This is a genomic window from Candidatus Accumulibacter sp. ACC003 (genome assembly GCF_907163085.1).
Lineage (GTDB): Bacteria > Pseudomonadota > Gammaproteobacteria > Burkholderiales > Rhodocyclaceae > Accumulibacter.
Genome location: NZ_CAJQTX010000004.1, coordinates 275,742 through 299,656 on the forward strand (window position 1 = coordinate 275,742; position 23,915 = coordinate 299,656).

The window sequence follows — 23,915 nt, forward strand, 5'->3', positions numbered from 1 at the left end:
TTGAACTACTGCGCCAGGTGCGCATGATGAGAGGTGATAGCCTTTCCATGGCATTCCAGTGAGGGCAAAGGCATGCGGCGTAGGGTAAGCCCTGATGTTTTTCGACGAGGAAGCCCGCGTTCTATGCCCAACGGTGGCGGCAAGCCGAAGGGTTTGCCGCAGCGCTCATGGCATGTCGTGTCTGAGCGTTTTGTCTGGAGAGCCATGCGTGGCGCGGTGTTTCGGTTGGGACGGTCCTGCCTGTTCATCGATCTTTTCCCAGCTTTCCCCTCACTAGACCACCGAGGGTTCAGCTTGAGGACGCTGACATCGCCCGTTGCCGCGAAGGCGTAAGTCCGCTGTCGATTGGACCCACTGAAGTGTTTGTCGGGGCGCCTTGCCCCAGCGCGCTGGGCAAGCCCGGCTTGTGCCTTCAGCAGAGGGCGTGGTTGGGGCGCGGAACTCCTTCCTGCCGCATACAAACCGTTGACACAATCCGTGTCCTTCAGAGCACGATCATGAACTAACTCTCCATTGGGCGCGCAAGAGCAGCGCAGGCGCTGCATCACCGGCCCCGATTGGCGTAAAGGGGCCGTCGAGCAGCGCAGGAAATAGGCAGGCGGTGGGAACCTCGGTCTTGACCGTTCGCTCCAGCGCACAAAGCCGCGCAGGGGAGCTCGCAGCCTGCTTTTGCGCTTCGGTATCGCCCCCAGCGCGTGTTCGAGTGAACTCGGCTGAGCAGTGGACGGACCCTCCGGTTGTGGAAAGCCAGGGTGCTGGCTGGCCTCGAGGACTGTGTGTAGACAAAGTCAATGGGTGTGGCGGGTTTCCCTCCTCGCTTGCCGACGGGCGCTTTGCGGTATTTCCTCTTTCCCCTAACCGCCCAGAGGTTGTCGCCCCGGGTTGTCGCGCCGGCCCGCCGGGCGGTCGACCCCTTCTTCTTCTGTTCTGGCGAGCCGTCCGAGTTGCGATGTGGTAGCAGTTGGTTTGATCATGATATCGCGTGCGAGATGCTCTTGCCGCTATCAGCCGCCGCTTTCACACCAGATCTGAAACGTGGGTGTGGATGGGCCTGCTCAAGGGTGTGTCCAGGGTCGATGTCGCGCAGCAGGCACGGCTAGGCAGGGCAGAGCCGAACAGGGGTGTCGGCGTGTGGGTGATGTATGCGTATGGATTGGTGAGGGTCTTCCGATCTCCGGGAACACAGGGGAGGTTGCCATTAACGTGGGGACGGCGGCGGGATTTGCGTCGCGAGGTGTCCGCGTCGCGATCGCGCCGAGAGGAGAACTGGAAAGACGAACACTCACAGAGAGGAACCTAAAGCAGAGCAGCGCGGTCAGCTTGTGGCGGCGCTTCCTGGGTCTCTCTCGGGTCGAGGGTAATTTGTTGTGTCCAGTTGGCTGCGATAAGGCGGGGGTATCTTTTCGCAGGAGCCGGGGGGGGGGACTTCTTTTTTGCTGCACGAATGCGGTATCCTCGGCGGGCTCGGGCCGCCCCTTTTCCCTTTTGTTTTTGATGTTCCTCGCCGACGGTCGCGAGGCCGGAGCATCGGTTGGGCGATCAGTGGGAGGGGGGACTTGTCCACGGGGAAAGGTCGCGCGCCGTTTCGCGTTCAGTGCCTTTTCCTGCCGTTTCTTCTCTGAGCGCAGCTCCTTGAGGGCAGCGCGTGTCGGGCGACGGCAGGGTTTGCTCATGGCCGGGAGCTCCCAGGGGCGGCACACAGCCGGTCGCGACAATCGGCGCTCAGCGGTTTGAGCCACACCTGGCGGGGCGTGCTGCGATACGACTGGCCGGGGCGGGCCAGCCCGCGCCCGCTGGTTGCCCCGAGCAACTGCCAACCGGCCGCGCGGTAACAGGTGCCGGTTATAGTGACGAGGATCGACGAAAGTCTCCAGCAACAGGGGCTCGAAGCCCCAGTGATCGAGCCAGTCCGCGCGTGCGCGGCGCGCGAGTTGTCCGAGCACATGACTGGCCAGATGCGGCACCCGGACGTGGGGAAAGATCAGGAAGCGGCTGTTGTTCACCACCCGCGCCAGGTTCTCGCGGCGGGCCTGGGCCGTCCAGCCGATCCAGCGGTCGCGCACGGCGACCGCGCGGGCAGCGCCGGCCAGCAGGACGCTGCCGAGCCGCCGGTCGCCCGCCGTGATGAAGTAGCGCAGGCGGTAGCCGAAGGGCCCCCTGGAAACCCAGTGGGTGCCAGCGCGCCACCAGCGCATCCCACTGCGCCACCAACGCCGCGTCGCGAACGACTTCCAGGCAGACCGGTGCGAGTGCCGACAGGGCGCAGTGCACGGGAAGCTCACCGGTGACCGTATCTACGGGTGCCGCGGGCGGCGCGCAACGGCGTGCTGACGACGGCCTTATCGCCGGCAGTGTCAGCAGCCCGGCCGCCTGCAAACGCTCCAGAAACTCCAGGCAGGCGCTGATCTTCGCCGTCCCTGTCAGAGTGGTCCACCCCAGGTGCTCGCAGACCGTCGCCGCCAACTCCTTGCGCGCCAATCCCGGCAGCCACGCCACCGTCCCGCACACCTCGGCGATCTCCGCGGCGCTGAATACGCGACCGCAGTGCACCCACTCCCCTTCGCTCGTTGCAACCACCACGATACCTCCGGCTGAAACGTGGACCAATGACCCTCCACCTATCCTGCCAGAAGTCCCCCCGGCTGTCTAGCTCCCTTGTGCGAAACCTTTTTTGCCTGCCCACCGCAACGCCTTGCCAGTACTGGGCTGGCGCAGTCATGCTTCAGCGCTGGCGAATCAGCCGTTCTGCAACGCCAACTCGCCCGCCGTTTTGGCCCGTTATCGTCCGAAACCTATGCTCGCCTGACCCATGCCAGCCTCACGGTAAATTTGTTCTCGTGCCGGGATCAAGGTGATACGTGGCCTGTAGAATTTTTGGTCATGCGCAGGTAGTCGAAGACCAATCGGATGTTGCGGTTGAGGTGGCGCATTTTTTCGGAAATGCTGGTTTTGCCGTCGGAGAAGTGGTTGCAGGATTCCGACGGCAAAGCGGCGCAGGCGTGACATGTTCTCGGGTCCGTAACCAGTCCGAATACGGCTACGGTCCTCGTCGTAGTTCCAGTCGATGACGTAGTGACAGCGGTTCTCTATCGACCAATGGCCGCGATTGATGGCGAGGATTTGCTGTGGGCTGGCCTGTTCTGGAGGGCGACTGGTGATCCCGAGAGCGATTTCGTGCGTCCGCTTGCCGCTCTTCTTGTGCAGCACTTCGCGCTCGATCAAGAACACCTGGCCGACATACGGGAAGTCGAGATAGGCGTTGAGGGCATTGCTGCACCAAATACGCCGAGTCTCGATCCGACCATGGTCAGGTGGCGAAACCGCCACGAAGTCTGCCCCCTTCCGATCCTGGAAGAGGAGCGCGATATCGGCTTGCAGTGTTGGCTGATTGCCTTTGACCGTGAAGTGATAGTGCGCCTTGCGCTCCACCAGGTAGGTCGCCAGCTTGCGCTGTGTCAGTAGCGCGTCGGCGGTGATGTCCTTGCCCTGAATATCGATCGCATCGAGCAGGGGTATGAACATCCCGATTTCATTGGTCTGCTTGAGCTCGTCCCCGCCATTTACGGGCAAGGTGCCGACTTTTTTTGGGTGTGACACACGCCGGTCTGATGCCCGACCACGCTCATGATGTGTGCTTGCTGACCGTGCTCGTCATGGGCATTGCGCATGGTCTTGCCGTCGACCGCCAGACTGGGGTCGTCTTGAGCATAGGCCTTGTTCCACTGCTGACACGCTTGATCGAGCGCCATGGGATCGACACGGATCAGGACGTCACGAATGATGAACTCGCTGGGTACGCGGTAAACGCCCTTCTCGCGACGACAGCGGAAACGCTCGCGTGCTTTCGGTGTGAGGTCTTTGGCCCACCCGGCGATGGCTTTGTAGCCCCGCATTCCGCACAAGACCGCCGCCGTGGCGATGGCCAGAACGGCAGGAAGGGGGTGACGCCTTCCTTGCGCGCGCCGCGGGTCGGCGATGCCGGCAAAGAAATCGGGAAGCGTGCGCATCTGTTCGGCGGTGAGCATCATCCTGGGCGCTCCTGTGCGATAGCGGGGGTTGAGTATCGAGCGGGAAAGTTGGCCGCGAGCGTCCGCCTGCAAGGGGCGAACAAAGACAACTTTGGGCGACGTCGGGTGGGCGCTGTAGCCTTCTCGGGTGCGGCGAAAGCCTTGCGTCAGCCCCAGAGGCGTCCAGTTCGCGGCGCGATAGACGGTCCCCTGGAAGCGCGAGGGGTCCACAAAGGTCTCCAGCAGTAACAGCGGCTTCCCGAAATGCGCCTGCCAATCCTCGGCGACCCGTCGCTCGCACAGCGAGAGCACCTTGGAGCCGAGATTGGGGTAATGCCAATCGGGAAGGATCAGAAAGCGACTGTTGTTGGCGACCAGGCCCAAGCGATCGTACTGATGCCGATAGTCCCAGCCGATCCAGCGGTCACGAACGCCGCATTTCCAGGCCGCCGCAGAGAAACTCAGCAGGGCCGTCCACTTTTCGCCGTAGGTGGCCACGTACCAAAGCGTGTGCCCGATCTTCGCCAGGTCGCCCAGGTAGTGATGCTCTGCCATCAACTCCCGATAGCGAGCCTCTTCGCTCTTGCCCACCAAGCGAACACGCAATGCACCAAGAACGCTTTCCATGCGCCATTTATACGGACTTCCGGCGCAGATGTCCAGGGGGAAGAACTAACTGCTTGATTGCCCGTGCGTTGCCTGAGAGGACAAATCCACCCTGATGCCAGCCTCGCTCAACTTGAACAATGGGCCGACAACATCCTCGATGCAAACACGCTGGAAGACGTGTTCAAAGTCAGGAACTGAAGCGAAACCGTGGTCTGTCCGTTCGCCGTAAAGCAGTAAGTCTAGCGGGTTGAAGTCCCGTCCGGGGAGTTGTCCGTACGCCCCGGTAGCATGAGGAAGCGGCGCTGTGGTAACACGGGGTCGTGAGTTTCCCAACAGCAAGAGAGCAGACCGTAACGCAAGTGAACCTATGTGTAGCCTCGTAAAACGAATTGGGAAAGCCGCCCCTGTGGGCAGAAAGGGAAGGCCGTTGGATCGGCGCTGGAACAACGGAAGTGGCGTCAATCGACTCACGGGGCAGCACGGTCGGCATGTTCTCGAAGATTTACTGCCCAGTGCTGGAGACCCGTCTCCGGGGGTAGGGAGGCCGCCGACGGCTGCGCGCAACGACCCAAACGCGACATTTCGCACGCATCTGCGTGAATGGCAGCTGATTGAGGCAAACCGACCATCATTTGGGGAGTGTTGAATACGTGAATGCAAGACCTGACACCTTTTGTTGCGTAACCGTTCACACCCCCTTAACAAACGCCGCCAACGCCATGCTTTTGCGGCATAATTCGTGACCATGACGACCACACGATAGCCACGCCGAGATGCGCCTGAGCAAGCATGATCTCTTCCAGATGGACGACGAGTGGCTGAAGAAGCTGCCGGCGGAGCTGTTGCTGGAAGTGTCGAAGCGACTGCTGCACGACGTCAAGGAGTTACAGGATCGGCTGAATCAAAACCCGGCCAACAGCTCGCGGCCGCCGAGTACAAAGGCACCGTGGGAGAAGGGGCGCGAGCCAGCCGGGGAGAACGAAGCGCCAGTCAAGCCAGGTGCTACAGAAACGGCAGAGAGTTCGGCGCCAGCGCCAGAGACTACGCCGCCGGCGCCAGAGACGTCGCCGCCGGTGACCGAACGTCCATCGCCCCGAAAAGGCACGGGGAAACCCCCGGGCAGGCAAGCGGGCAGTCCGGGCCATGGTCGCACGCAGAAACTGGTGGTTACTGACAATTGCATGCACCGACCCGAGACCTGCGCGGTTTGTGGTGGAGCGTTGGCGGAGGAGGCCGAGTCGCAGGCTTACACGGCCTGGGACGAGATCGACATCGCGCCGCCCGTCGAGGGCGCCATCGGACTGATGTTCAACGTGACGCGTCACACGCTGCTTGAAGTACGCTGCGCTTGCGGCCACGTCAGCCGTGCGAAGCCCTGGCGGGCGCCGAACGACGCCCAGTGGGGGAAGGTTGAGCTGGGCGAATGGCGCTTGGTGGGTCCTCGTCTGGCCGGTGTCATCGTTCTGCTCGCGCTGCGAATGCGCCTGTCGCGAGCGCGTATTCGCGAGCTCCTGCAGGACGTCTTCGACCTGACGCTGAGCACCGGCGTGATCGATGAGACGATCCGGGAAGCCGGCCGTGCCAGCTTCCCGCTGGAGGACGCCCTGGTGGCCGATATCGTGCAGGTGGCGCAATTGCACGTCGATGAAACGTCGTGGCCGGAAGCCGGCGTGCTGCTGTGGTTGTGGGCGCTGGTCAGTACCTCTACGGCGCTGTACCTCATCGGCCCACGCACCCGGGAGATGCTCGATAACGCCCTGCAAGACGGCTATACCGGCATCCTCATCAGCGATGGGTACGTGGTCTACCGGACCTGGGAAAACTGCCTGCGCTGCTGGCCGCACCTGCTGCGCAAGTTGCGGGGGCTGGCCGAATCGAGTGATGGCCGGGTGTCCCGGGTTGGGCAGGAGATGGAAGGTATCCTGACAGCGCTGATGGACGCCATCTACGCGGCGCGGCTCGAGCCGCCGCCGCAAGCGCTGCCCGAGCGCTACGCCGTCGAGGTCAAACGGCTGCGGCACCTGTGCGAGGTGCATCGAACGGATGAACATCCGGCCCTGCGCCGTGTCGTGCGCGAATTCCTCTACGACTGGAAAGTCATCCTGCGTCCGCTCGCGGAGCCCCTGCTGCCGCTCTCCAACAACGCCGCCGAACACGCGCTGCGACACTGGGTCATTTCGCGCAACATCAGCCACGGCACCCGTTCCGAAGAGGGGACCCGCGCCTTCGCCCTTCTGGCCAGTGTCATCGAAACCTGTCGCCGCCGCGGCACCTCCGCCTGGCAGTATCTCGGCACCGTCATCGCGGCCGCTCGCAAAGGCTTACAGCTCCCCGCGCTCCCTGCTATTCCGGCTGCGGCGTAGGGGAGTGAACGATTACCTATCAAGGGCTCGGGCTACGCTCGGACCGCGTCCGCCATTGACATCACCGCTTGCTCAAACCGCCAACCCCATTGCCGGTTCCACACGTAACGACGTAGCGCCGCCTCTCTTCCGTAGAGGTTATCAGGCCCGAGGCTGGAGGTCGCTCTAGTCGCAATATTCGACAGACCGTATTGGGCACTTTTACCCGAACCTGCCCTCCGAGAAAAGCTGTTCGGACTATAGCTGAAACGACAGACTTTCTGCGGTATTTGTTGGTTTCAAAGGAAAAAAGTGCTAGTTAATGAGTTTCAGATGGACATCGATTTGCTCAAAAACCCTATCTTTGCGGACGCATTAACAGAAATCGAATCGCTCGGTTTTCATGTAAGCGAAAGCGCCTCCCCAGGGTCCGTTAAATATGGAATTATCAGTGGCCGCTCAAACCAGCGTTGGTGGCTAGTTCCACTCGTCAATCGCAGTGTGACCACAAATGGACTGGCCATTTTTCAACCAATTACTACCAGCGCAAAGCTCTTCAAACGTGCTGCCCTAATGGCAACTTTATCAGGTCAGTCCGGCTTGTGGGCACGACAAACGCTCTTTATATCAGGTGGTTCACGCCTGATGGAAATCTTCAAGAATAGAAATCTCCACTTTTCCTTCTTTACCGGAACCGATAGCCCACACAGAAAAGCAGCAGTTCAAGTTATGGACGTGTCTGGGCAGATCAAGGGGTTCGTAAAGGTGTCTCGAAAGCCATCCGTAAAATCTCTCTTGATTCATGAGGCGGCTACACTTCATTTCCTGCGCTCACTTGATCTCAAAACAGTCCACATACCCCGCGTTCTCTTCAGCGGCGAGAGTGACGGTGTAAACATTTTTGTGACCGACAGTCTTAAAACCAGCCAAACGAAAACCTCTGTTGTCGTAAACAAAGCGCATTTGGCATTCCTGCATGAGCTGGCAAGCAGGACAGCTATCCCTGATAAAAGCGATTCCGATACATTAATAACCGAGTTAGGCCGGCGCTATAGCCTTGTGGCTAGAAGATTGCCACTAAACTGGAAACGCCGCCTAGAGCGGGGAATAGAGCACGCCGCTGCGTATAAGACCGCCGTCGGGTCACAAGTATTAAGTCACGGAGATTTTACGCCTTGGAATAGCTTTTTTGTAAATGGGAAACTATATGTCTTTGACTGGGAGTACGCCGAGCAAGTGTATCCGAGCGGGTATGATTTAATTCACTTCGTAATTTCTTCGCAGAGGATTACGAACGCCAGCAACCCTAGTCAAGCGATCAAGCAGGTATTCAAGCAAGTGGCTGCGATGATGCATCCCGTCGATAGTCAACAAACAATGCGTCTCCTTCTGACCTATCTGTGTGGACACGCGCTACGCTCTTTTTATCGAGAGCCAGATGACGACGACGAGGTAGTCTCTTGTGCTAGCGCCGAAGAGATCGCTGACATCCTAGACACGGCAACAGAATGGAAACTATAACAATAGATATCTTCATGGGTCGGCGAAGCGCGTATCCACAGGATATTCAGGCCTTGAAATAACGTTTAGATTAACCTAATCATGTATCAAGGAGTGTTCGGTTAAAATGTTCGCTGTTTTTTCGCGCTACAAGCACATTAACTGGGCATTGGCTGATCAAACAATGGTCAGTGGGGTGAATTTTCTCACGGGTATCTTACTGGCGCGCTTTCTTGGGCTAGATGAGTATGGCCGGTTTGCGCTAGCGTGGATGGTTGTGCTCTTTTGCAGTAGCATTCAACAGGCGGCTATCATCGCGCCGATGATGAGTTTCGGTGCGACCCGGAAAGTGAGGGGTAAACCTGCCTATTACGCGGTTGTTGCTGCTCAAGAATTGTTGTTTTCGTTATTGTGCTCTGCTTTATTGGGACTCGCTACAATATTGAGTGCGTATTTTGCTCCGGACTTAGGTCTTCAGGATTTAGTATGGCCGCTATCTGCTGCGCTTTTTGCATTTCAATTACAAGATTTTCTACGGCGCTATTTTTTCTCCAGGAATTTTGGAAGGCTGGCGTTTTTCAATGATGCTATTAGCTATCTTGGACAGGTGAGTCTTCTTGTGCCGCTATTTTATTTTTGGCAGCTTAATAGTGCCTTAGTTCTTTGGATAATTGCTGCCACATCCGGAGCGGCTGTCGTTGTTGGAATTTGGTCGATGGATTTGCAAACCTTTTCGGGCAAGCGTCTGCGTAGAGTTGCTGCAATTCACTTATCACATTCGAAATGGCTTGTCGCATCGGCATTGAGTCAATGGACGTCCGGGAACTTCTTTATTGTTACCCTCGGCGCGACCTTAGGATCTGAAGCAGTCGGCGCTATACGTGCTGTCCAAAATGTTCTCGGGGTGACGCACGTAATCTTTATGGGTATGGAAAACATTATTCCGGCCAGCGTGGCGAAGTGCTTGAAGAGCGGCGGAGTGTCAGCCGTAAAGGCTTATATTGCGCGGGCCACATGGTTTTGTATGGGAGGAACAGCATTTTACTGTTTGATCGTTGCTGTTAATCCAGAGGCGGTCTTACGGTTTTTATTTGGCCAAACTTATAGCGGTTACGGGTACTTGCTTTGGTGGTATGTTCCGGTTTACTTGTTGATGTCCGTAGGATTGCCTTTGAGGTCAGGATTGCGCGCATTTAACGATGTTCGTCCAATCTTTAGTGCCAACCTGCTGGCCTCTGTTCTGGCAATCGCCGCCGCTTCATGGTTTATTGAGCAGTGGGGGGTAAAAGGGGCTATCGCTGGACTAATTTCGACTCAAATCGTTATTCAAGGCTATACTTACAACGCGCTTCGTAAGCGACTGATCATATAGAGAGCTGAGTTCTTTTGTTATGATTTATTTTATGTTTTTAAATATCTTCATCGTCTTTGGCCTTTTAACTACCTGTCTAAAGCGTCAGAGTGAGGTCACCATTCTATCGTTCATTGTATTGTTTGCAGTAAGTGTTTTCCTCGGGTTTCGGGATGTCGATGTCGGTCAAGATACGGTTAATTATCTTTATATTTTTCACGCGGCAGATTCAGCTACCGATACCGTTGATGTGGGCTTTCTGTTTTTTGTCAAGGCGGTCCGAGTTTTTGTTTCCTCGGGCACAGCATATCTGGTTGTTCAAGCGTTCGTTACAAATGCAATAATCTACATGTCCTATCGAGCAGCGGTTGGAAAGTTCGCATTGTACGCAATGGCGTTGCTGGCATGTACGCACGTGTTTTGGATGGTTCACATATTGGTAATTAGAAATGGGATGGCTGCAGCACTACTCCTCGCCGCAATAGTGGCATTACTAAAATCGCGACGTCTAATGTTCGCAGTGCTCGGCTGCGCTTCTATTTCTACGCATTTCGTAAGCGCATTGCCCGCTGCAGCCGCTTATGCTGGGTTCACTTTGTCGCAAAGGAAGTTCAAACTAAAGGCCCTGCTCGGTACGTCAGTTGTTGCATTGCTTGTTCTTGGGCTGTTATATGTTGCGAGGGATAGCATCCAAGAAAGCCTTTTCGTCTTCTACCAAAAATTTGACGATAATGTGATGAGAGGTGATCTGGGCGCTATGAAAGAGTCAGCGTTCGGATTTCAATATATACCGGCGATAGGGATCGTGTTGCTGACTTTTTTTTCCTGGAAATCACTAGATGCATTCTCGCGACGTTTGTTCTATATTTATCTAGTTCTTGTAAGTGTGTCTATGTTGTTTTGGTGGAATATACTGTTTAGAGACAGGCTATTCCTATTCGCGCAGCTATTCGAGCCGCTTATACTTGTCAATTGTATGCTTCGTCTCCAAAAGGTTGGTGTGGGTAAGATGGTGTTGGCGAGCATATTTTATCTGTGGTCAGTTGGCGTTATTTTTGTTTGGGGCCCAGCCAACATACTAACCCACTACTAAAGCCAAAGATTGGCGTGTTGTTGTAGCGGCGTTTTAGGAAATTCGCTGGGAACGGGGAGCTGTGGGCGGGCCACCCCCGCGCACAGGCTAACCCTGGGTGGGATTCGTGGTGGCGCGTTGACGGACTGCTGTCAAGGTGGTGGGAGGTCGGCGCTACGAACCCTCCACAGCGCCCCACAAGCACTAAACTGTTTCAAGCGGCAGGTGTGGATGACCGCAAAAGCGCGCGAGGAGTTTTCGCCCGAAATTTTTTAGACGAGGTCCTTGGTGACGATGAAGGCGCCTCAATCAGCGCTTGGTTTGTCAAGGCAACGAGGGAGGTAATTGTGGGATGCCCTGAAAGTATATATTTGAATTCTTTTTTTAACTTTCTCAATGAAAAGCAGTTCTCTTATTGCGTAATGAATAATTATCAGGGTTATCCGATGGTTATCAATTCGGATATTGATCTTGTTGTTTCAAAATCGGCGTTTGATGGGCTTGATGACTTAATTGCTGAGTTTTCGCGTCGTTATGACTTGCCGGTAACTCAGCGGATATCCCATAGCAGGGATGGGCGCGCTTATATTTTATCGCCATTTAAAATTAGTCAGAGTTTCCGTCTCCAATTGGACTTTTGTGTAGATTATATTGCGAAAGGATACTATAAGCTTTTACCTGCAAAAGTGGTTCTAAGCACATCGCGACCTTACAGGAATTTTTTTATTCCAGATCCATGTGTAGAGGTTGTGTTCTTGATCATGCGCCGAGTTATTAAGAATGATTCTTCACCAGATAAAATTGCCGAGATACAGGGATTAACTAATTCCAGTATATTTTCCTGGGAAAAAGTGGAATTATTATTTGATAAAACAATTGCAGAATTCTGCAGGAGTTTTTTGGCGCGCCGGTTAGTTGATTTGGCGTTGAGATCAATAGACGATCGCAGATTTTTACGCGAATATTCAAAAGAGATATCTGGAAGGGTTTTTTGTGTTAAATATGATTTGAGTGAGTTATGGAGATTGTCTAAGCGGGCCATTCGTCCCGTAGGCATTTGTGTGTGTTTTCTTGGTCCCGATGGGTGCGGGAAGTCGACAGTTATGAGGGAAACTTCTAAGCTGTTAGATGGCAGTTTCCACGGCTCACGGAGATTTTATTGGCGGCCGGGATTTCTGCCGCCGTTTGGCCGGTTAAGGGTTTGGAATCCGTCTGTTGAAATCTCTGAGAACCCTCATCCACATAGACATGGGCGGCAGAATTCATTTAAATCGCTAGTACGCTTCACTTACTATTTCTGTGATTTCTTTATTGGTTATTATTTTGTTGTTTTTCCGTTGCTGGTCCGGAAGAATTTGATCTGCTTCGATCGGTATTATTACGATTATTTTGTGGATATGCATCGTTATCAGATGAATTTGCCGAAATGGCTGCCAAAGTTACTTTCGTCGTTGGTTCCTAAGCCAAGTTTGACATTTGTTTTATCGGCCAGTCCGGAAGTCATGATGTCCAGAAAAAACGAGCTCACTATGGAGGAGTTGGTTCGGCAACATAATGTGTATCGGTCGCTAGTTGGTAAATTGCCTAATTGCTATTTGATCGACAGTGACTGTTCGATTGATGAGGTGACAACGAAGATTTCGGAGATAGTTTTGCGGCATAAAGCGTTGTCGGTGGCTCGTGACATTTAGGGGCTTAAGTCATTTTGTGGGGATCCGCCAAGGATGTGGAGAATAGCTAGGGCTTACACAGTCGGATCACATAGTACATTTCGCCATATTTGACGAGTAAGAAATCGTTAATATTTAAAGACACGGGATAGGGGCAGGGCCTCGGCACTCGGAATCCATACGCCAACTACCTGTTTATGTGGACATTTGCTGTAATTCATGGACGTTCCGGTGCTGCGCAAACCGCAGGGCCTCGGCACTCGGATAGCATGACTTTTCTCCCTGCATCCGTGAAGTGAAAAATCGTTAACATTCATCAACTTATGACAGGAGCTTGTGAACTCCTCTGGAATCAGGTCTACTCTCGTCTTTTGAGCAACCGAAATGAGTGTGACGAAAGGAGCCACCCTGATGTGCTGCTTGAGGGAAGTCGACGACCCGCGCAATCCCAGCAATGGGACGCTGCATGATTTTGTGGAGATTCTGGTGATTGCCATGGCCGCCGTGCTCTCCGATTGTGACACCGTCGAAGACATCGCCTATTGGGGGTACAAGAAGGAGGATTGGCTGCGTCAGTTTCTGCCGCTCAAGAACGGCGTCCCCTCCGAGAAGACGTTTCTGAGGATCTTCCGAGCGCTGGACCCGAAGCAATTCGAGGTGGCGTTCCGTCGCTGGGTTGCTGAGGTGGTCGGGACCCTCAATGGCGGCGTTGCGATCGATGGCAAGACCGTGCGTGGGTCGGGCAGCGGCGGTGGTAACCGTTCACACCCCCTTAACAAACGCCGCCAACACCATGCTTTTGCGGCATAATTCGTGACCATGACGACGACGCGATAGCCACGACGAGATGCACCTGAGCAAGCATGATCTCTTCCAGATGGACGACGAGTGGCTGAAGAAGCTGCCGGCGGAGCTGTTGCTGGAAGTGTCGAAGCGACTGCTGCACGACGTCAAGGAGTTACAGGATCGGCTGAATCAAAACCCGGCCAACAGCTCGCGGCCGCCGAGCACAAAGGCACCGTGGGAGAAGGCGCGCGAGCCCGCCGTGGAGAACGAAGCGCCGGTCGAGGGTGGCGCTGCCGAAACGGCAGCGAGTTCGGCGCCAGCGCCAGAGACTACGCCGCCAGCGCCAGAGACTACGCCGCCAGCGCCAGAGACTACGCCGCCGGCGCCAGAGACGTCGCCGCCGGCGCCAGAGACGTCGCCGCCGGTGACCGAACGCCCATCGCCGCGAAAAGGCACGGGGAAACCCCCGGGCAGGCAAGCGGGCAGTCCGGGCCATGGTCGCACGCAGAAACTGGCAGTTACGGACAATTGCGCGCACCGACCCGAGACCTGCGCGGTTTGTGGTGGAGCGTTGACGGAGGAGGCCGAGTCGCAGGCTTACACGGCCTGGGACGAAATCGACATCGCGCCGCCCGTCGAGGGCGCCATCGGACTGATGTTCAACGTGACGCGTCACACGCTGCTTGAAGTGCGCTGCGCTTGCGGCCACGTCAGCCGTGCCAAGCCTTGGCGGGCACCGCCCGACGCCCAGTGGGGGAAGGTTGAGCTCGGCGAATGGCGCTTGGTGGGTCCTCGTCTGGCCGGTGTCATCGTTCTGCTCGCGCTGCGAATGCGCCTGTCGCGAGCGCGTATTCGCGAGCTCCTGCAGGACGTCTTCGACCTGACGCTGAGCACCGGCGTGATCGATGAGACGATCCGGGAAGCCGGCCGTGCCAGCTTCTCGCTGGAGGACGCCCTGGTGGCCGATATCGTGCAGGTGGCGCAATTGCACGTCGATGAAACGTCGTGGCCGGAAGCCGGCGTGCTGCTGTGGTTGTGGGCGCTGGTCAGTACCTCTACGGCGCTGTACCTCATCGGCCCACGCACCCGGGAGATGCTCGATAACGCCCTGCAAGACGGCTATACCGGCATCCTCATCAGCGATGGGTACGTGGTCTACCGGACCTGGGAAAACCGCCTGCGCTGCTGGCCGCACCTGCTGCGCAAGTTGCGGGGGCTGGCCGAATCGAGTGATGGCCGGGTGTCCCGGGTTGGGCAGGAGATGGAAGGTATCCTGACAGCGCTGATGGACGCCATCTACGCGGCGCGGATCGAGCCGCCGCCGCAAGCCCTGCCCGAGCGCTACGCCGCCGAGGTCAAACGGCTGCGGCACCTGTGCGAGGTGCATCGAACGGATGAACATCCTGCCCCTGCGCCGTGTCGTGCGCGAATTCCTCTACGACTGGAAAGTCATCCTGCGTCCGCTCGCGGAGCCCCTGCTGCCGCTCTCCAACAACACCGCCGAGCAGGCGCTGCGACACTGGGTCATTTCGCGCAACATCAGCCATGGCACCCGTTCCGAAGAAGGGTCCCGCGCCTTCGCCCTTCTGGCCAGTGTCATCGAGACCTGCCGCCGCCGCGGCACCTCCGCCTGGCAGTATCTCGGCACCGTCATTGCTGCCGCTCGCAAAGGCTTACAGCTCCCCGCTCTCCCTGCTATCCCGGCTGCGGCGTAGGGGAGTGAACGATTACCGGCGGTGAGGCCGCCATTCACATGGTCAGCGCCTTCGCTACTGAACTGGGCGTCGTTCTGGGCCAGGAAAAGGTCGCCGCCAAGAGTAACGAGATCACCGCCATCCCGGAACTGCTCCAGGCACTGCATATCAAGGACTTGCTGATCACCATTGACGCCATGGGGTGCCAGAGGAACATCGCCCGTCAGATCACCGACCAGGGCGGTGACTACTTGCTCGCGGTCAAAGGCAATCAACCGGCGCTGCTGGAAGCTATCCAGACTGATTTCATTGACCACTATCAATCGCCAGCAGTCGACCGCCACCGTCAGGCCCACAAGTCCCGCGGTCGGATCGTCGGCCAAATCGCCTCGGTTCTGCCCGCCAAAGGGACCGTTGACGTCGCCGATTGGCCCAAGTGCAAGACGATCGGTCTGGTCGACTCCTTGCGCAAGGTTGGCGATGAAGAGTCGAACTTCGAGCGGCGCTATTACATCAGCTCTCGTGAGTTGACCGCCGAACAACTTGCTGTCGCCGTGCGAGGCCACTGGTCCGTCGAAAATCGGCTTCACTGGGTGCTCGACGTCAGCTTCGGCGAAGATGCCAGCACTGTACGTAAGGATAACGCCCCACAGAATCTTTCCCTCTTGAAGAAGATCGTTCTCAATCTGATTCGGCTGGATACTACCGACCAGAAGAAAACCAGCTTGCGCCTGAAGTGCAAGGCAGCCGCCTGGGATGACGACTTTCGGGTGAAGATCATGGGCCTCATCAGACTATGATATCCGAGTGCCAAGACCCTGGGGTTAGGGGCAGTTCGTGCCCAAAACGGCTGGATAGTCATGCCGTATATTAGGCTTCGCTAATGGCTCACCAACGCCAATCAAATACGTTGGGCGAATAGTAAAGTCCGGTTATTTTGTTGAGTAATTTACTATTTCTCGATCGAAGGTGACATAAATTGAAAATACTTATCTCTGCTTATGCTTGTGAGACTGGGCGGGGGGGCGAAGGGGAAATAGCCTGGCGTATTGTTTTACGACTCGCAGAAAATAATGATGTGTGGGTTATAACCAGGGCTAATTTGCGCTCAACTCATGACGAAGCTTTTCGTAATGCGCCAAAACCAGAGCGATTGCATTTTATTTATTTCGATCTTCCTTGGATCTTTCGCTTCTATAAACGAGGAAGACGTTTATTTTTACTCTACTATTACTTTTGGCAAGTTGGATTAGCAATAAGAGCGGCCAAGATTAGGAGAACCACCCGTTTCGCTGTGATGCTTCATTTGACTGGTGGTATGGACTGGATGCCTTCTGGATTGGCCCTTCTGTCGGGAAAATTTGTTTGGGGGCCCGTCGGGAGCGAGAACACAAATCCAGAGATACTCAAATACCTACCGCTCGCTTCAATATTTGTGGATCGCTTACGCTTGGCCGTGCGGTGGTGCATGCGGAATCTTGATCCGCTTGTGCGGCTAACTGGTTTTCGAGCAAACGTGATTCTTACCCATACAATTGAAACTATGCCGAAGAGATACAGCCATAAATTGCGCGCATTTACGCAAACAGGGATCGAAAGTAGCGAATTGTTGGCATATCCCAAAGATAGCTATGAGCGTAACATGACGCTGCGCTTGATATTTGCCGGCGAGTTAAAGGATTGGAAGGGCGGACGTCTGGCGTTAAATGCGACCCTTAGATTTTTTGAGGTTGAGCCAGTGGCAACTTTACGAGTCATCGGAGACGGGCCACTTCGTAAAGAAATGGAGGCTATCGTCAAAAGCCATCCTCAAGGGCGCCGTGTTACGTTTCTCGGCAAGCTTCCAATGGACCGCGTCGTAGACGAGTTACATGAAGGTGATGTTTTTCTTTATCCATCATATCACCATGGGTTGGCTACGATAGTGCTTCAGGCGATGCTGACGGGTCTGCCAATCGTTTGCATCGAAGGTGATGCGATATCTCGGACGATAGGATCGCGGGCTGGGATAGCTGTCCGTTTGTTCAAAGGTGTCCAGCCGGAAGTGGGATTAACGGAGGCTTTGCTTTGGCTCGCAAGGAATGAGGCGGACCGTCAGCGCCTAGCGATGGCTGCACGCGCGATTGCGGTCAATGAGTACAATTACAATAAGCTAGCGAAGAATCTGGAAGCGCTTTTGAGGGCAGTGGTTTATAATAATGCGCCTTAGCGTCCCACAGAAACTTCTCCGTTTTATTTGCGAGCGGGGGCGTGCTACATTGCCACTCTGTCTCTGCCTGGGTGGAATAGTCTATTAAACTTTTTTACTGTGATGATTTTGTCATCGTTAGCGGGGTTGGCATGACCAGTCGCATGATCGTCTTCGTCCACCTTCTCAACGACCGATCCGGCAGCCCGCGAGTGCTTTCCTCGGTGGTTACAGCTCTGGGGCGAGGCGGGGACCGTTTACGCTTGTTCGTAGGCAGCGACGGATCGGGTTGCCTTGACGAGGCCGGCATTGAAACCACGCGCTACTGGTACAGGCGCATGCCCTACCGTCTGCTAACGCTTATCACCTATATGGGAAGTCAGCTCAGCCTGCTTACGCTGCTTTTCCGTTCACGGGATATCGATCGTAAGGCGTTGATCTATGTTAATACGTTGCTGCCCTTCGGCGCTGCGCTTTATGGCTGGATGACTAGGCGGCCTGTCATATATCACCTGCATGAGGTTTCGGTAAGCCCTGCACCCCTGCGCTGGTTTCTGACCGCCATGGCCAGGTTGGCCGCGTGTCGCTTGATTTATGTATCGGACTTCCATCGGGGCTGTCTGCCGATCCCGGGAGTCCGGGCGATAACCGTTTACAACGCTTTAGATGAGCCTTTTCTCACTAGGGCGAGGGTGAGCCGGTACGAAGCTCGTAGGGGTGGCCTCTTCAATGTGCTGATGCTTGCATCACTGCGCGATTATAAAGGTGTTCCGGAACTTCTAAAACTGGCCAAACGGCTTGTCAAGCGTAAAGACATCCAGTTCGACTTGGTGGTGAACGACGATGCGGTCGCCGTTCAGCGTTATTTCGCGGCTAGAGCGCTACCTGCAAACCTCACGATTCACCCGCGGACGGATGATCCAGCGACCTACTATGCACGGGCATGCCTTGTGATGAATCTATCGCGACCCGATCAATGGGTCGAAACGTTTGGGCTGACGTTGCTTGAGGCCATGGCCTTCGGCATTCCAGTCATCGCGCCGCCGGTCGGCGGACCTCTGGAACTGGTAACTGAGGGGCGTGAGGGATTCTTGATCGACTGTCGGTGCGGTGAGGAACTGGCAGAGAAAGTTCGGCTGCTTGCCGATGATCAACCGTTGTGCGTTAGGCTGTCGACCGCGGCGCGAGCAAAGGCCTCGCAGTTTTCTCCGCAAGCGTTCGGGCAGGCCTTGCGCGAGGCAGTGAATCTCCAAGCGTCAGAGGAGAGTTGGCCGTGAGAACGGTCGCAGTCCTGGGTACGGTCGGCATTCCGGGCAACTACGGCGGCTTCGAAACGCTCTGCGAGAATATCGTCCGTTACCACCAGGTTAATAATGTCCAAGTGAGTTTGGTCGTCTATTGCAGCGCGCTCAGCTACTCAGAACGGCCTACTTCTTATCTCCGTGCTGAGCTTCGTTATGTTAGGCTTAAGGCCAATGGCGTTTCGAGCATTCTTTACGACATCGTATCTTTATTGTCAGCCGTTCGTCATGGCAGTGACGTGATCGTCTTGCTTGGGGTTTCCGGGGCGACTGTACTTCCGTTGATACGTTTAATATCAAGAGCGCGTATCGTGACCAATATTGATGGTATCGAATGGAAGCGCGAAAAGTGGAAAGGGCTGGCGCGGTGGTTTCTGCGCTTGTCCGAGCGTATGGCGGTGCGCTTTTCGCACGAGGTGATTGCGGATAATGACGGCATTGCCCGCCACGTTTCCGATGCCTATGGGCGCGACTGCCAGGTGATTGCCTACGGGGGCGACCATGTGTTCATCGCACCAGTTCGACCGTACGAGGGTGAAGCGCTTCCGCTACGTTATGCGCTCGCACTATGCAGGATCGAGCCTGAAAACAACATCGCGATGATTCTAGAAGCGTTTGCCCATACGCCAGAGATGCCGCTGCTGTTCGTGGGTAACTGGCACAGCAGCCTGTTCGGGCAAGCGTTAAAAAAACGCTATAGCGTTGTGGGACACTTGCGCCTGCTGGATCCGATTTACGACGCTGGCGTCTTGCGCACACTCCGTGGCAACGCGGCGCTATATGTCCATGGCCACTCCGCTGGCGGTACGAACCCGTCGTTAGTCGAGATGATGCATTTCGGCGTCCCGATATTGGCGTACGACTGTATCTTCAACCGCTTCACGACGGACGGGAAAGCACTATTTTTCAAGAATGCGGATGAGCTCCGTTCGACCGCGGCGGCACTGACACCAACCGCGTCGGATGACGTGGGGGCGGCGATGCTGCGTATTGCGCAGAGGCGTTACACGTGGGATGTGATTGGGCGGGAGTATTTTCGGGTGATCGGCTGATTGAAGCCGGTAGATGTCACGACAGTTGTCGCCTGAGTTCATGCTGCCAATAGGCATACTCGTGCTGGTAGTCGTGACAACGGCCACGACGCCATCCCGTTCCGGGTTGAGCGTCACGGCAGCGATGGGCGACCAACTCGGGGTGTGTCGACTCCAGCGCATCGGGTTCTTCGCGCGCGGTGCTTGGTAGTTGGCCCTGCAATATACCTGCAGCCCTCATAAACACTAGGTTTCTGCCCAGAATTGACCCATCGAGATCCCCGAGAAATTGGAATACAGATAACGGAAACCTGAGAGAAATTGAACAAAGTTCAGATGGCTACTGACGACTTTTTCCGCTCCCGGCTGTTTCAGATGATCGACCTTCGGCACCCGCTGGTGGTCTTGGCGAGCCGGATGCCCTGGTCCCAACTGGAAACGGTTCTTCCCCCTGCTTGCGCTCGCCAGAGTCGCGAAGGCACCGTCATCGAAGGCGACGACCTCTTCGGACCGACGGTGCAGATGGCCGGCAGCGGCACCAGTTCCGCCGGTCGCCCCCGACTGCCGATTCGGCTCATGGCCGCACTGCTCTACCTCAAGCACGCCTTCAACCTCAGTGACGAAGAACTCGTCGCCCGCTGGTCCGAGAATGTCGTCTGGCAATACTTCAGCGGTTTGGACCACTACACCCCGAAACTCCCGTGCGATGCCACCCAGATCGGCCGCTTTCGCAGCGCCATCGGCGAAGCGGGTGTCGAAGAACTGCTCAAGGCGACCATCGACACCGCCGTGCAAACCAAGGCCGTGCGCCCGAGCGAGTTCGAGCGGGTCATCGTTGATTCGACCGTGCAGGAAAAGGCCATCGCGCATCCGGTCGACAGCCGCTACAAGCTTTACGCCCTGCATGCCCCCGAATTCGAGTGCATCAGCAAAGGCAAGGCGCGCAAGCGCTACGAATTCGGTGTCAAGTCCAGCATCGTCGTCACCCACAAGAGTGGTCTGGTCGTCGGCGCCCGGACCTTTCCCGGCAATCCTTACGACGGCCAGGTTCTCTCGGCACAGTTGGAGCACACCCGCATCCTGCTCGAAGACACCGGCAAATCACCCCGGCAGGTCTTCGTCGATCTGGGCTACCGCGGTGTCGATCGTGAGAACCCGAACGTCGAGATCATTCACCGCGGCAAGGACCGGTCACTGACCCGGCTGCAGCGTCGCTACCGCAGGCACCGACCGGCGGTGGAACCCACGATTGGCCATCTGAAGGCGGATCATCGGATGGATCGCTGCTGGTTGGAAGGCCAGCTCGGCGACGCGCTGCACGCGGTGCTGTGCGCCACCGGCTTTAAGCTGCGCTGGCTTTGGCGGGCGATGCTGGTGGCGACTTCGGCGAACGAGGCATCGGCGGGATGCGCGTCGCGCATCAGGCGTTTTTCAGGGCTGTTAAACGAATTCTGCAAGGCCGACTAGCTGGTATGGCCTCGCGACTGCGCCTCTTTTGGTGGAGCCTCGCGGCCTTTCTGGTGTGTTTTTTTTCACTCGGAACAATTCTCTCGTTGCGTGCAGGCTCCGCACAACCGACTGAACTGGTGGTAGTGCTCGGCGGTGGTGGTCCGGAGCGGTTTGCTACCGGCTTGCAGCTGATCCAATCTGGTAGCGCCAATAAGCTTCTGTTGATTAATCGGTTGACGTCAGAGATCAATACGGCCAAGGATGCTGTTGGACTCGATGAATTCACGCTATCGACCGACGTGCTGTCGCGCAATTCTTGGGAGGAGGCAATACGTACTCGGGCCTGGATGAGTGAGCACGGCGTTACGCGAGTCGCGGTGGTCAGCGATCCGCCACATATGTTGCGCCTCGCCTATACGTGGTCGCGCGTGTTTGCCGGCACTTCTCTGAGCTATTCACTGGTTGCGACCCAGCCAGCCTGGTGGTCTGCCTGGCGCTGGTGGGCCAACCGCGAATCGCGCCGGTTTGTCGGCAGCGAGGTGCTGAAGCTGGCGTACTACGTTTGGCATTACTGAAAACGCTGACCCGGATTGTCAGTCGGGATCGTTTCACGGCCTTTCCTGTGCGCTATCGGGCCGTGAGACGGGTTCGTGGCTGGTCCTGGCTGGCGTTGTTGCGGTTGGAGGGGTTTATCGCCCGATAAATCGGGCTCCTACACCGTGGGTGGCGGCCAGATCTCGATGGGCGGAAATCGACGCCCCATGATAGGTGGCGACCGAGTTGTGGCGATCTGCGGGTTGTGTCGGAGGGTCGGGGGGCCGATTGGTCGGGCGATTGGCTGAAGCATGGGGCGCGGGCCGCTGCCTCGCTGCGGTAGAATCGCGCTCCTGCCTTTCGGTGACGGACCAATGAAAATTCTTGTGACCGGCGCCGCCGGCTTTATCGGCATGGCCACCGCTCTGCACCTGCTGGCGCGCGGCGATGAAGTCGTCGGGCTCGACAATCTCAACGACTACTACGATGTCGCGCTCAAGGAAGCCCGCTTGCAGCAGCTGACCGCGCTGCCGGGCTTTCGCTTCGTCAAGCTTGACGTCGCCGATCGCCCGGGCGTCGAGCGGCTTTTCGCCGATGAGCGATTCGAGCGCGTGATCCACCTTGCAGCGCAGGCGGGCGTGCGCTATTCGCTGCAGAACCCGCATGCCTACGTGGACAGCAATCTGGTCGGCTTCGTGAACATTCTCGAAGGCTGCCGGCATCATCAGGTGCAGCACCTGGTGTATGCCTCGAGTTCGAGCGTCTATGGCGGCAATACCCGCATGCCGTTCTCCGAGCAGGACAGTGTCGACCACCCGGTCAGCCTCTATGCCGCGACCAAGAAGGCCAACGAGTTGATGGCGCATACCTACAGCCATCTGTACGGCCTGCCGACCACGGGGCTGCGCTTTTTCACCGTCTATGGCCCATGGGGCCGGCCGGACATGGCCTTGTTCCTGTTCACCAAGGCGACCTTCGAAGGTCGGCCGATCGACGTTTTCAACCACGGCAAGATGCAGCGCGATTTCACCTACGTGGACGATATTGTCCAAGGCGTCATCCGGGTGATGGATCGCACCGCTACGGTAAATAGCGCTTACCTGCCGGACGAAGCCGACCCGGCAAGCAGCAACGTGCCCTACCGGGTGTTCAATATTGGTAACCATCAGCCCGTGCCGCTGCTCGATTTCATCGCCGCCATCGAACACGCGCTCGGCAAGAAGGCGGAAAAGCGCCTGCTGCCGATGCAGGATGGTGACGTGCCGGCGACCTATGCTGATACGGCCTTGCTTGAAGACTGGGTCGGCTTCGCGCCGGCCACGCCGATGGCCGAAGGCGTCAAGCGCTTTGTCGCCTGGTACCGCGATTACTACAAGGTCTGACTTGCGCCGTTCTTCCGGGAAAATCTCACGGTTTTTGGCACGTCATTGCGAGGAATACGCAGCCGACGCGGCAATCCAGAGGTTTGGCTCTTCGTGTTTTCGATGCGGCCGAAAAGCAGGAACAGAGAATGGAACTGGATTGCCGCGTCTGCTACGCCTCCTCGCAATGACGGTGGGTGCGGGATGGGTGCCGTTCTTCCGGGAAAATCTCACGGGCGCCTGTCGATTATGGTGAGAGAATCTTGCCTTGTTTGACGCTCGCAGGGGCGGCCTCACGCTTCAGATTTTCGGCCTGTCATTGCGAGGAGGCGTAGCAGACGTGGCAATCCAGAGGTTTGGCTCTTTGCATGGTCGAGGCGGTGGGGAAGTAGTAAGAGGATGGAGCTGGATTGCCGCGTCGCTTCGCTCCTCGCAATGACGGTGTGGGTCGGTGACGGTGTGGTGCGGTGACGTGGTCGGCGTGGGCGGTGGATGCCGAGTTTGGCGCCGAGGGCGAGTGGAAGGAATTCCGCGCGCCGGATTGCGCGGCGCTTTTCGACGGGCGCAATCTATCTGGCATCGCGGTTATGATTGCCTCCGGTCACTCGTCTTCGCTACGGCAACGCGCTTAACCTCTTTGCTCCCGGCTCCGCTTGCCAGGCTGAACCGGATTGTCGCGCTGATGGGCGGTTGGACAAGTGAGTCATGCGGCAGGTGTGGTGTGCTGATGATGTATCGTCGACACATCAAAACATTTGGTAATGCTTAGATGCGCACAACCCTGGACATTGAAGATGACGTGCTGGTCGCCGCCAAGGAAATTGCACGTCGTGAGCACCTGACGGCCGGGCAGGTCATTTCTCGCCTTACACGGCTGGCGTTGACGGCGCGGGTTGATCAGCAGCCGTCCGCGCAGACAGTGGCTGGCTTCAGGCCGTTGCCTGCAAGGGGCGTGTTGGTCAGCAATGACCAAGTCAATGCCCTTCGCGAGCACGAGGGCGTTTGATGTGGTCGCGCTGC

General features: G+C 56.8%; 15 protein-coding genes and 4 pseudogenes. 16 read left to right on the top strand and 3 right to left on the bottom strand.

The window, feature by feature from the left end; genetic code table 11:
* Window positions 1–1,055 precede the first annotated feature (1,055 nt).
* From QZ656_RS24075 to QZ656_RS08210, 3 genes are all read right to left on the bottom strand, one after another.
* On the bottom strand, window positions 1,056–2,195 hold the full coding sequence (locus QZ656_RS24075) for a Druantia anti-phage system protein DruA (RefSeq protein ID WP_366522128.1): 1,140 nt from the start codon (window positions 2,193–2,195) through the stop codon (window positions 1,056–1,058).
* Window positions 2,196–2,778: 583 nt separating this feature from the next.
* Window positions 2,779–3,597: an ISAs1 family transposase gene (locus QZ656_RS08205; protein ID WP_291992934.1), complete on the bottom strand. Its 819-nt coding sequence runs from the start codon at window positions 3,595–3,597 to the stop codon at window positions 2,779–2,781.
* Complete coding sequence (locus QZ656_RS08210; RefSeq protein WP_291991588.1) at window positions 3,561–4,634, bottom strand: Druantia anti-phage system protein DruA; 1,074 nt, start codon at window positions 4,632–4,634, stop codon at window positions 3,561–3,563. Before QZ656_RS08210 ends, QZ656_RS08205 begins: the two co-directional genes overlap by 37 nt.
* A gap of 785 nt (window positions 4,635–5,419) precedes the next feature.
* Between QZ656_RS08210 and QZ656_RS08215 the strand changes: the two genes are divergently transcribed.
* From QZ656_RS08215 to QZ656_RS08290, 16 genes and pseudogenes are all read left to right on the top strand, one after another.
* Entirely contained in the window at window positions 5,420–6,979 is a 1,560-nt protein-coding gene (locus QZ656_RS08215) for an IS66 family transposase (RefSeq protein ID WP_291993219.1), read from the top strand.
* A 312-nt stretch (window positions 6,980–7,291) separates the two neighbouring features.
* Window positions 7,292–8,479, top strand: coding sequence for a phosphotransferase (locus tag QZ656_RS08220; RefSeq protein WP_291992935.1), 1,188 nt, complete (start codon window positions 7,292–7,294; stop codon window positions 8,477–8,479).
* A 106-nt stretch (window positions 8,480–8,585) separates the two neighbouring features.
* The gene (locus QZ656_RS08225) at window positions 8,586–9,830 is read left to right on the top strand and encodes an MATE family efflux transporter (protein WP_291992936.1); all 1,245 of its coding nucleotides are present in this window, start codon (window positions 8,586–8,588) and stop codon (window positions 9,828–9,830) included.
* 19 nt (window positions 9,831–9,849) lie between these two features.
* A complete protein-coding gene (locus tag QZ656_RS08230; protein ID WP_291992937.1) occupies window positions 9,850–10,902 on the top strand; it encodes an EpsG family protein in 1,053 nt (350 codons plus the stop codon).
* Between the two features lie 206 nt (window positions 10,903–11,108).
* The gene (locus QZ656_RS08235) at window positions 11,109–12,572 is read left to right on the top strand and encodes a hypothetical protein (protein WP_291992938.1); all 1,464 of its coding nucleotides are present in this window, start codon (window positions 11,109–11,111) and stop codon (window positions 12,570–12,572) included.
* A 390-nt stretch (window positions 12,573–12,962) separates the two neighbouring features.
* Window positions 12,963–13,328, top strand: a pseudogene (locus QZ656_RS08240) (ISAs1 family transposase); the annotation flags it as partial.
* Window positions 13,329–13,428: 100 nt separating this feature from the next.
* A pseudogene (locus tag QZ656_RS08245) lies at window positions 13,429–14,595 on the top strand (transposase); the annotation flags it as partial.
* A 136-nt stretch (window positions 14,596–14,731) separates the two neighbouring features.
* The gene (locus QZ656_RS08250; RefSeq protein WP_291993220.1) at window positions 14,732–15,052 is read left to right on the top strand and encodes a transposase; all 321 of its coding nucleotides are present in this window, start codon (window positions 14,732–14,734) and stop codon (window positions 15,050–15,052) included.
* Between the two features lie 14 nt (window positions 15,053–15,066).
* Window positions 15,067–15,831 (top strand): annotated as a pseudogene (locus tag QZ656_RS08255) (ISAs1 family transposase); the annotation flags it as partial.
* Window positions 15,832–16,010: 179 nt separating this feature from the next.
* Window positions 16,011–17,240 carry a glycosyltransferase family 4 protein gene (locus QZ656_RS08260; protein WP_291992939.1) on the top strand — a complete coding sequence of 410 codons (1,230 nt, stop codon included), beginning with the start codon at window positions 16,011–16,013 and terminating at the stop codon, window positions 17,238–17,240.
* Window positions 17,241–17,383: 143 nt separating this feature from the next.
* Window positions 17,384–18,496, top strand: coding sequence for a glycosyltransferase family 4 protein (locus tag QZ656_RS08265; protein ID WP_291992940.1), 1,113 nt, complete (start codon window positions 17,384–17,386; stop codon window positions 18,494–18,496).
* Window positions 18,493–19,572 (top strand): DUF1972 domain-containing protein, encoded by a 1,080-nt coding sequence (locus QZ656_RS08270; protein ID WP_291992941.1) that lies wholly within the window; start codon window positions 18,493–18,495, stop codon window positions 19,570–19,572. The genes QZ656_RS08265 and QZ656_RS08270 overlap by 4 nt, the downstream gene beginning before the upstream one ends.
* A 315-nt stretch (window positions 19,573–19,887) precedes the next feature.
* Window positions 19,888–20,925 (top strand): annotated as a pseudogene (locus tag QZ656_RS08275) (transposase); the annotation flags it as partial.
* Window positions 20,926–21,023: 98 nt separating this feature from the next.
* On the top strand, window positions 21,024–21,575 hold the full coding sequence (locus QZ656_RS08280) for a YdcF family protein (RefSeq protein ID WP_291992942.1): 552 nt from the start codon (window positions 21,024–21,026) through the stop codon (window positions 21,573–21,575).
* Between the two features lie 333 nt (window positions 21,576–21,908).
* Window positions 21,909–22,916, top strand: coding sequence for an NAD-dependent epimerase (locus tag QZ656_RS08285; protein ID WP_291992943.1), 1,008 nt, complete (start codon window positions 21,909–21,911; stop codon window positions 22,914–22,916).
* A 748-nt stretch (window positions 22,917–23,664) separates the two neighbouring features.
* Window positions 23,665–23,901 (top strand): hypothetical protein, encoded by a 237-nt coding sequence (locus tag QZ656_RS08290; protein ID WP_291992944.1) that lies wholly within the window; start codon window positions 23,665–23,667, stop codon window positions 23,899–23,901.
* The last annotated feature ends 14 nt before the right edge of the window (window positions 23,902–23,915 follow it).

What these genes read in the sequence shown, in the direction of transcription:
- QZ656_RS08290 (WP_291992944.1), top strand. Translation starts at nt 23,665, where the DNA reads ATGCGCACAACCCTGGACATTGAAGATGACGTGCTGGTCGCCGCCAAG.
- QZ656_RS08285 (WP_291992943.1), top strand. Translation starts at nt 21,909, where the DNA reads ATGAAAATTCTTGTGACCGGCGCCGCCGGCTTTATCGGCATGGCCACC.
- QZ656_RS24075 (WP_366522128.1), bottom strand. Translation starts at nt 2,195, where the DNA reads ATGCGCTGGTGGCGCGCTGGCACCCACTGGGTTTCCAGGGGGCCCTTC.
- QZ656_RS08265 (WP_291992940.1), top strand. Translation starts at nt 17,384, where the DNA reads ATGATCGTCTTCGTCCACCTTCTCAACGACCGATCCGGCAGCCCGCGA.
- QZ656_RS08280 (WP_291992942.1), top strand. Translation starts at nt 21,024, where the DNA reads ATGGCCTCGCGACTGCGCCTCTTTTGGTGGAGCCTCGCGGCCTTTCTG.
- QZ656_RS08215 (WP_291993219.1), top strand. Translation starts at nt 5,420, where the DNA reads ATGGACGACGAGTGGCTGAAGAAGCTGCCGGCGGAGCTGTTGCTGGAA.
- QZ656_RS08220 (WP_291992935.1), top strand. Translation starts at nt 7,292, where the DNA reads ATGGACATCGATTTGCTCAAAAACCCTATCTTTGCGGACGCATTAACA.
- QZ656_RS08210 (WP_291991588.1), bottom strand. Translation starts at nt 4,634, where the DNA reads ATGGAAAGCGTTCTTGGTGCATTGCGTGTTCGCTTGGTGGGCAAGAGC.
- QZ656_RS08230 (WP_291992937.1), top strand. Translation starts at nt 9,850, where the DNA reads ATGATTTATTTTATGTTTTTAAATATCTTCATCGTCTTTGGCCTTTTA.
- QZ656_RS08225 (WP_291992936.1), top strand. Translation starts at nt 8,586, where the DNA reads ATGTTCGCTGTTTTTTCGCGCTACAAGCACATTAACTGGGCATTGGCT.
- QZ656_RS08250 (WP_291993220.1), top strand. Translation starts at nt 14,732, where the DNA reads ATGAACATCCTGCCCCTGCGCCGTGTCGTGCGCGAATTCCTCTACGAC.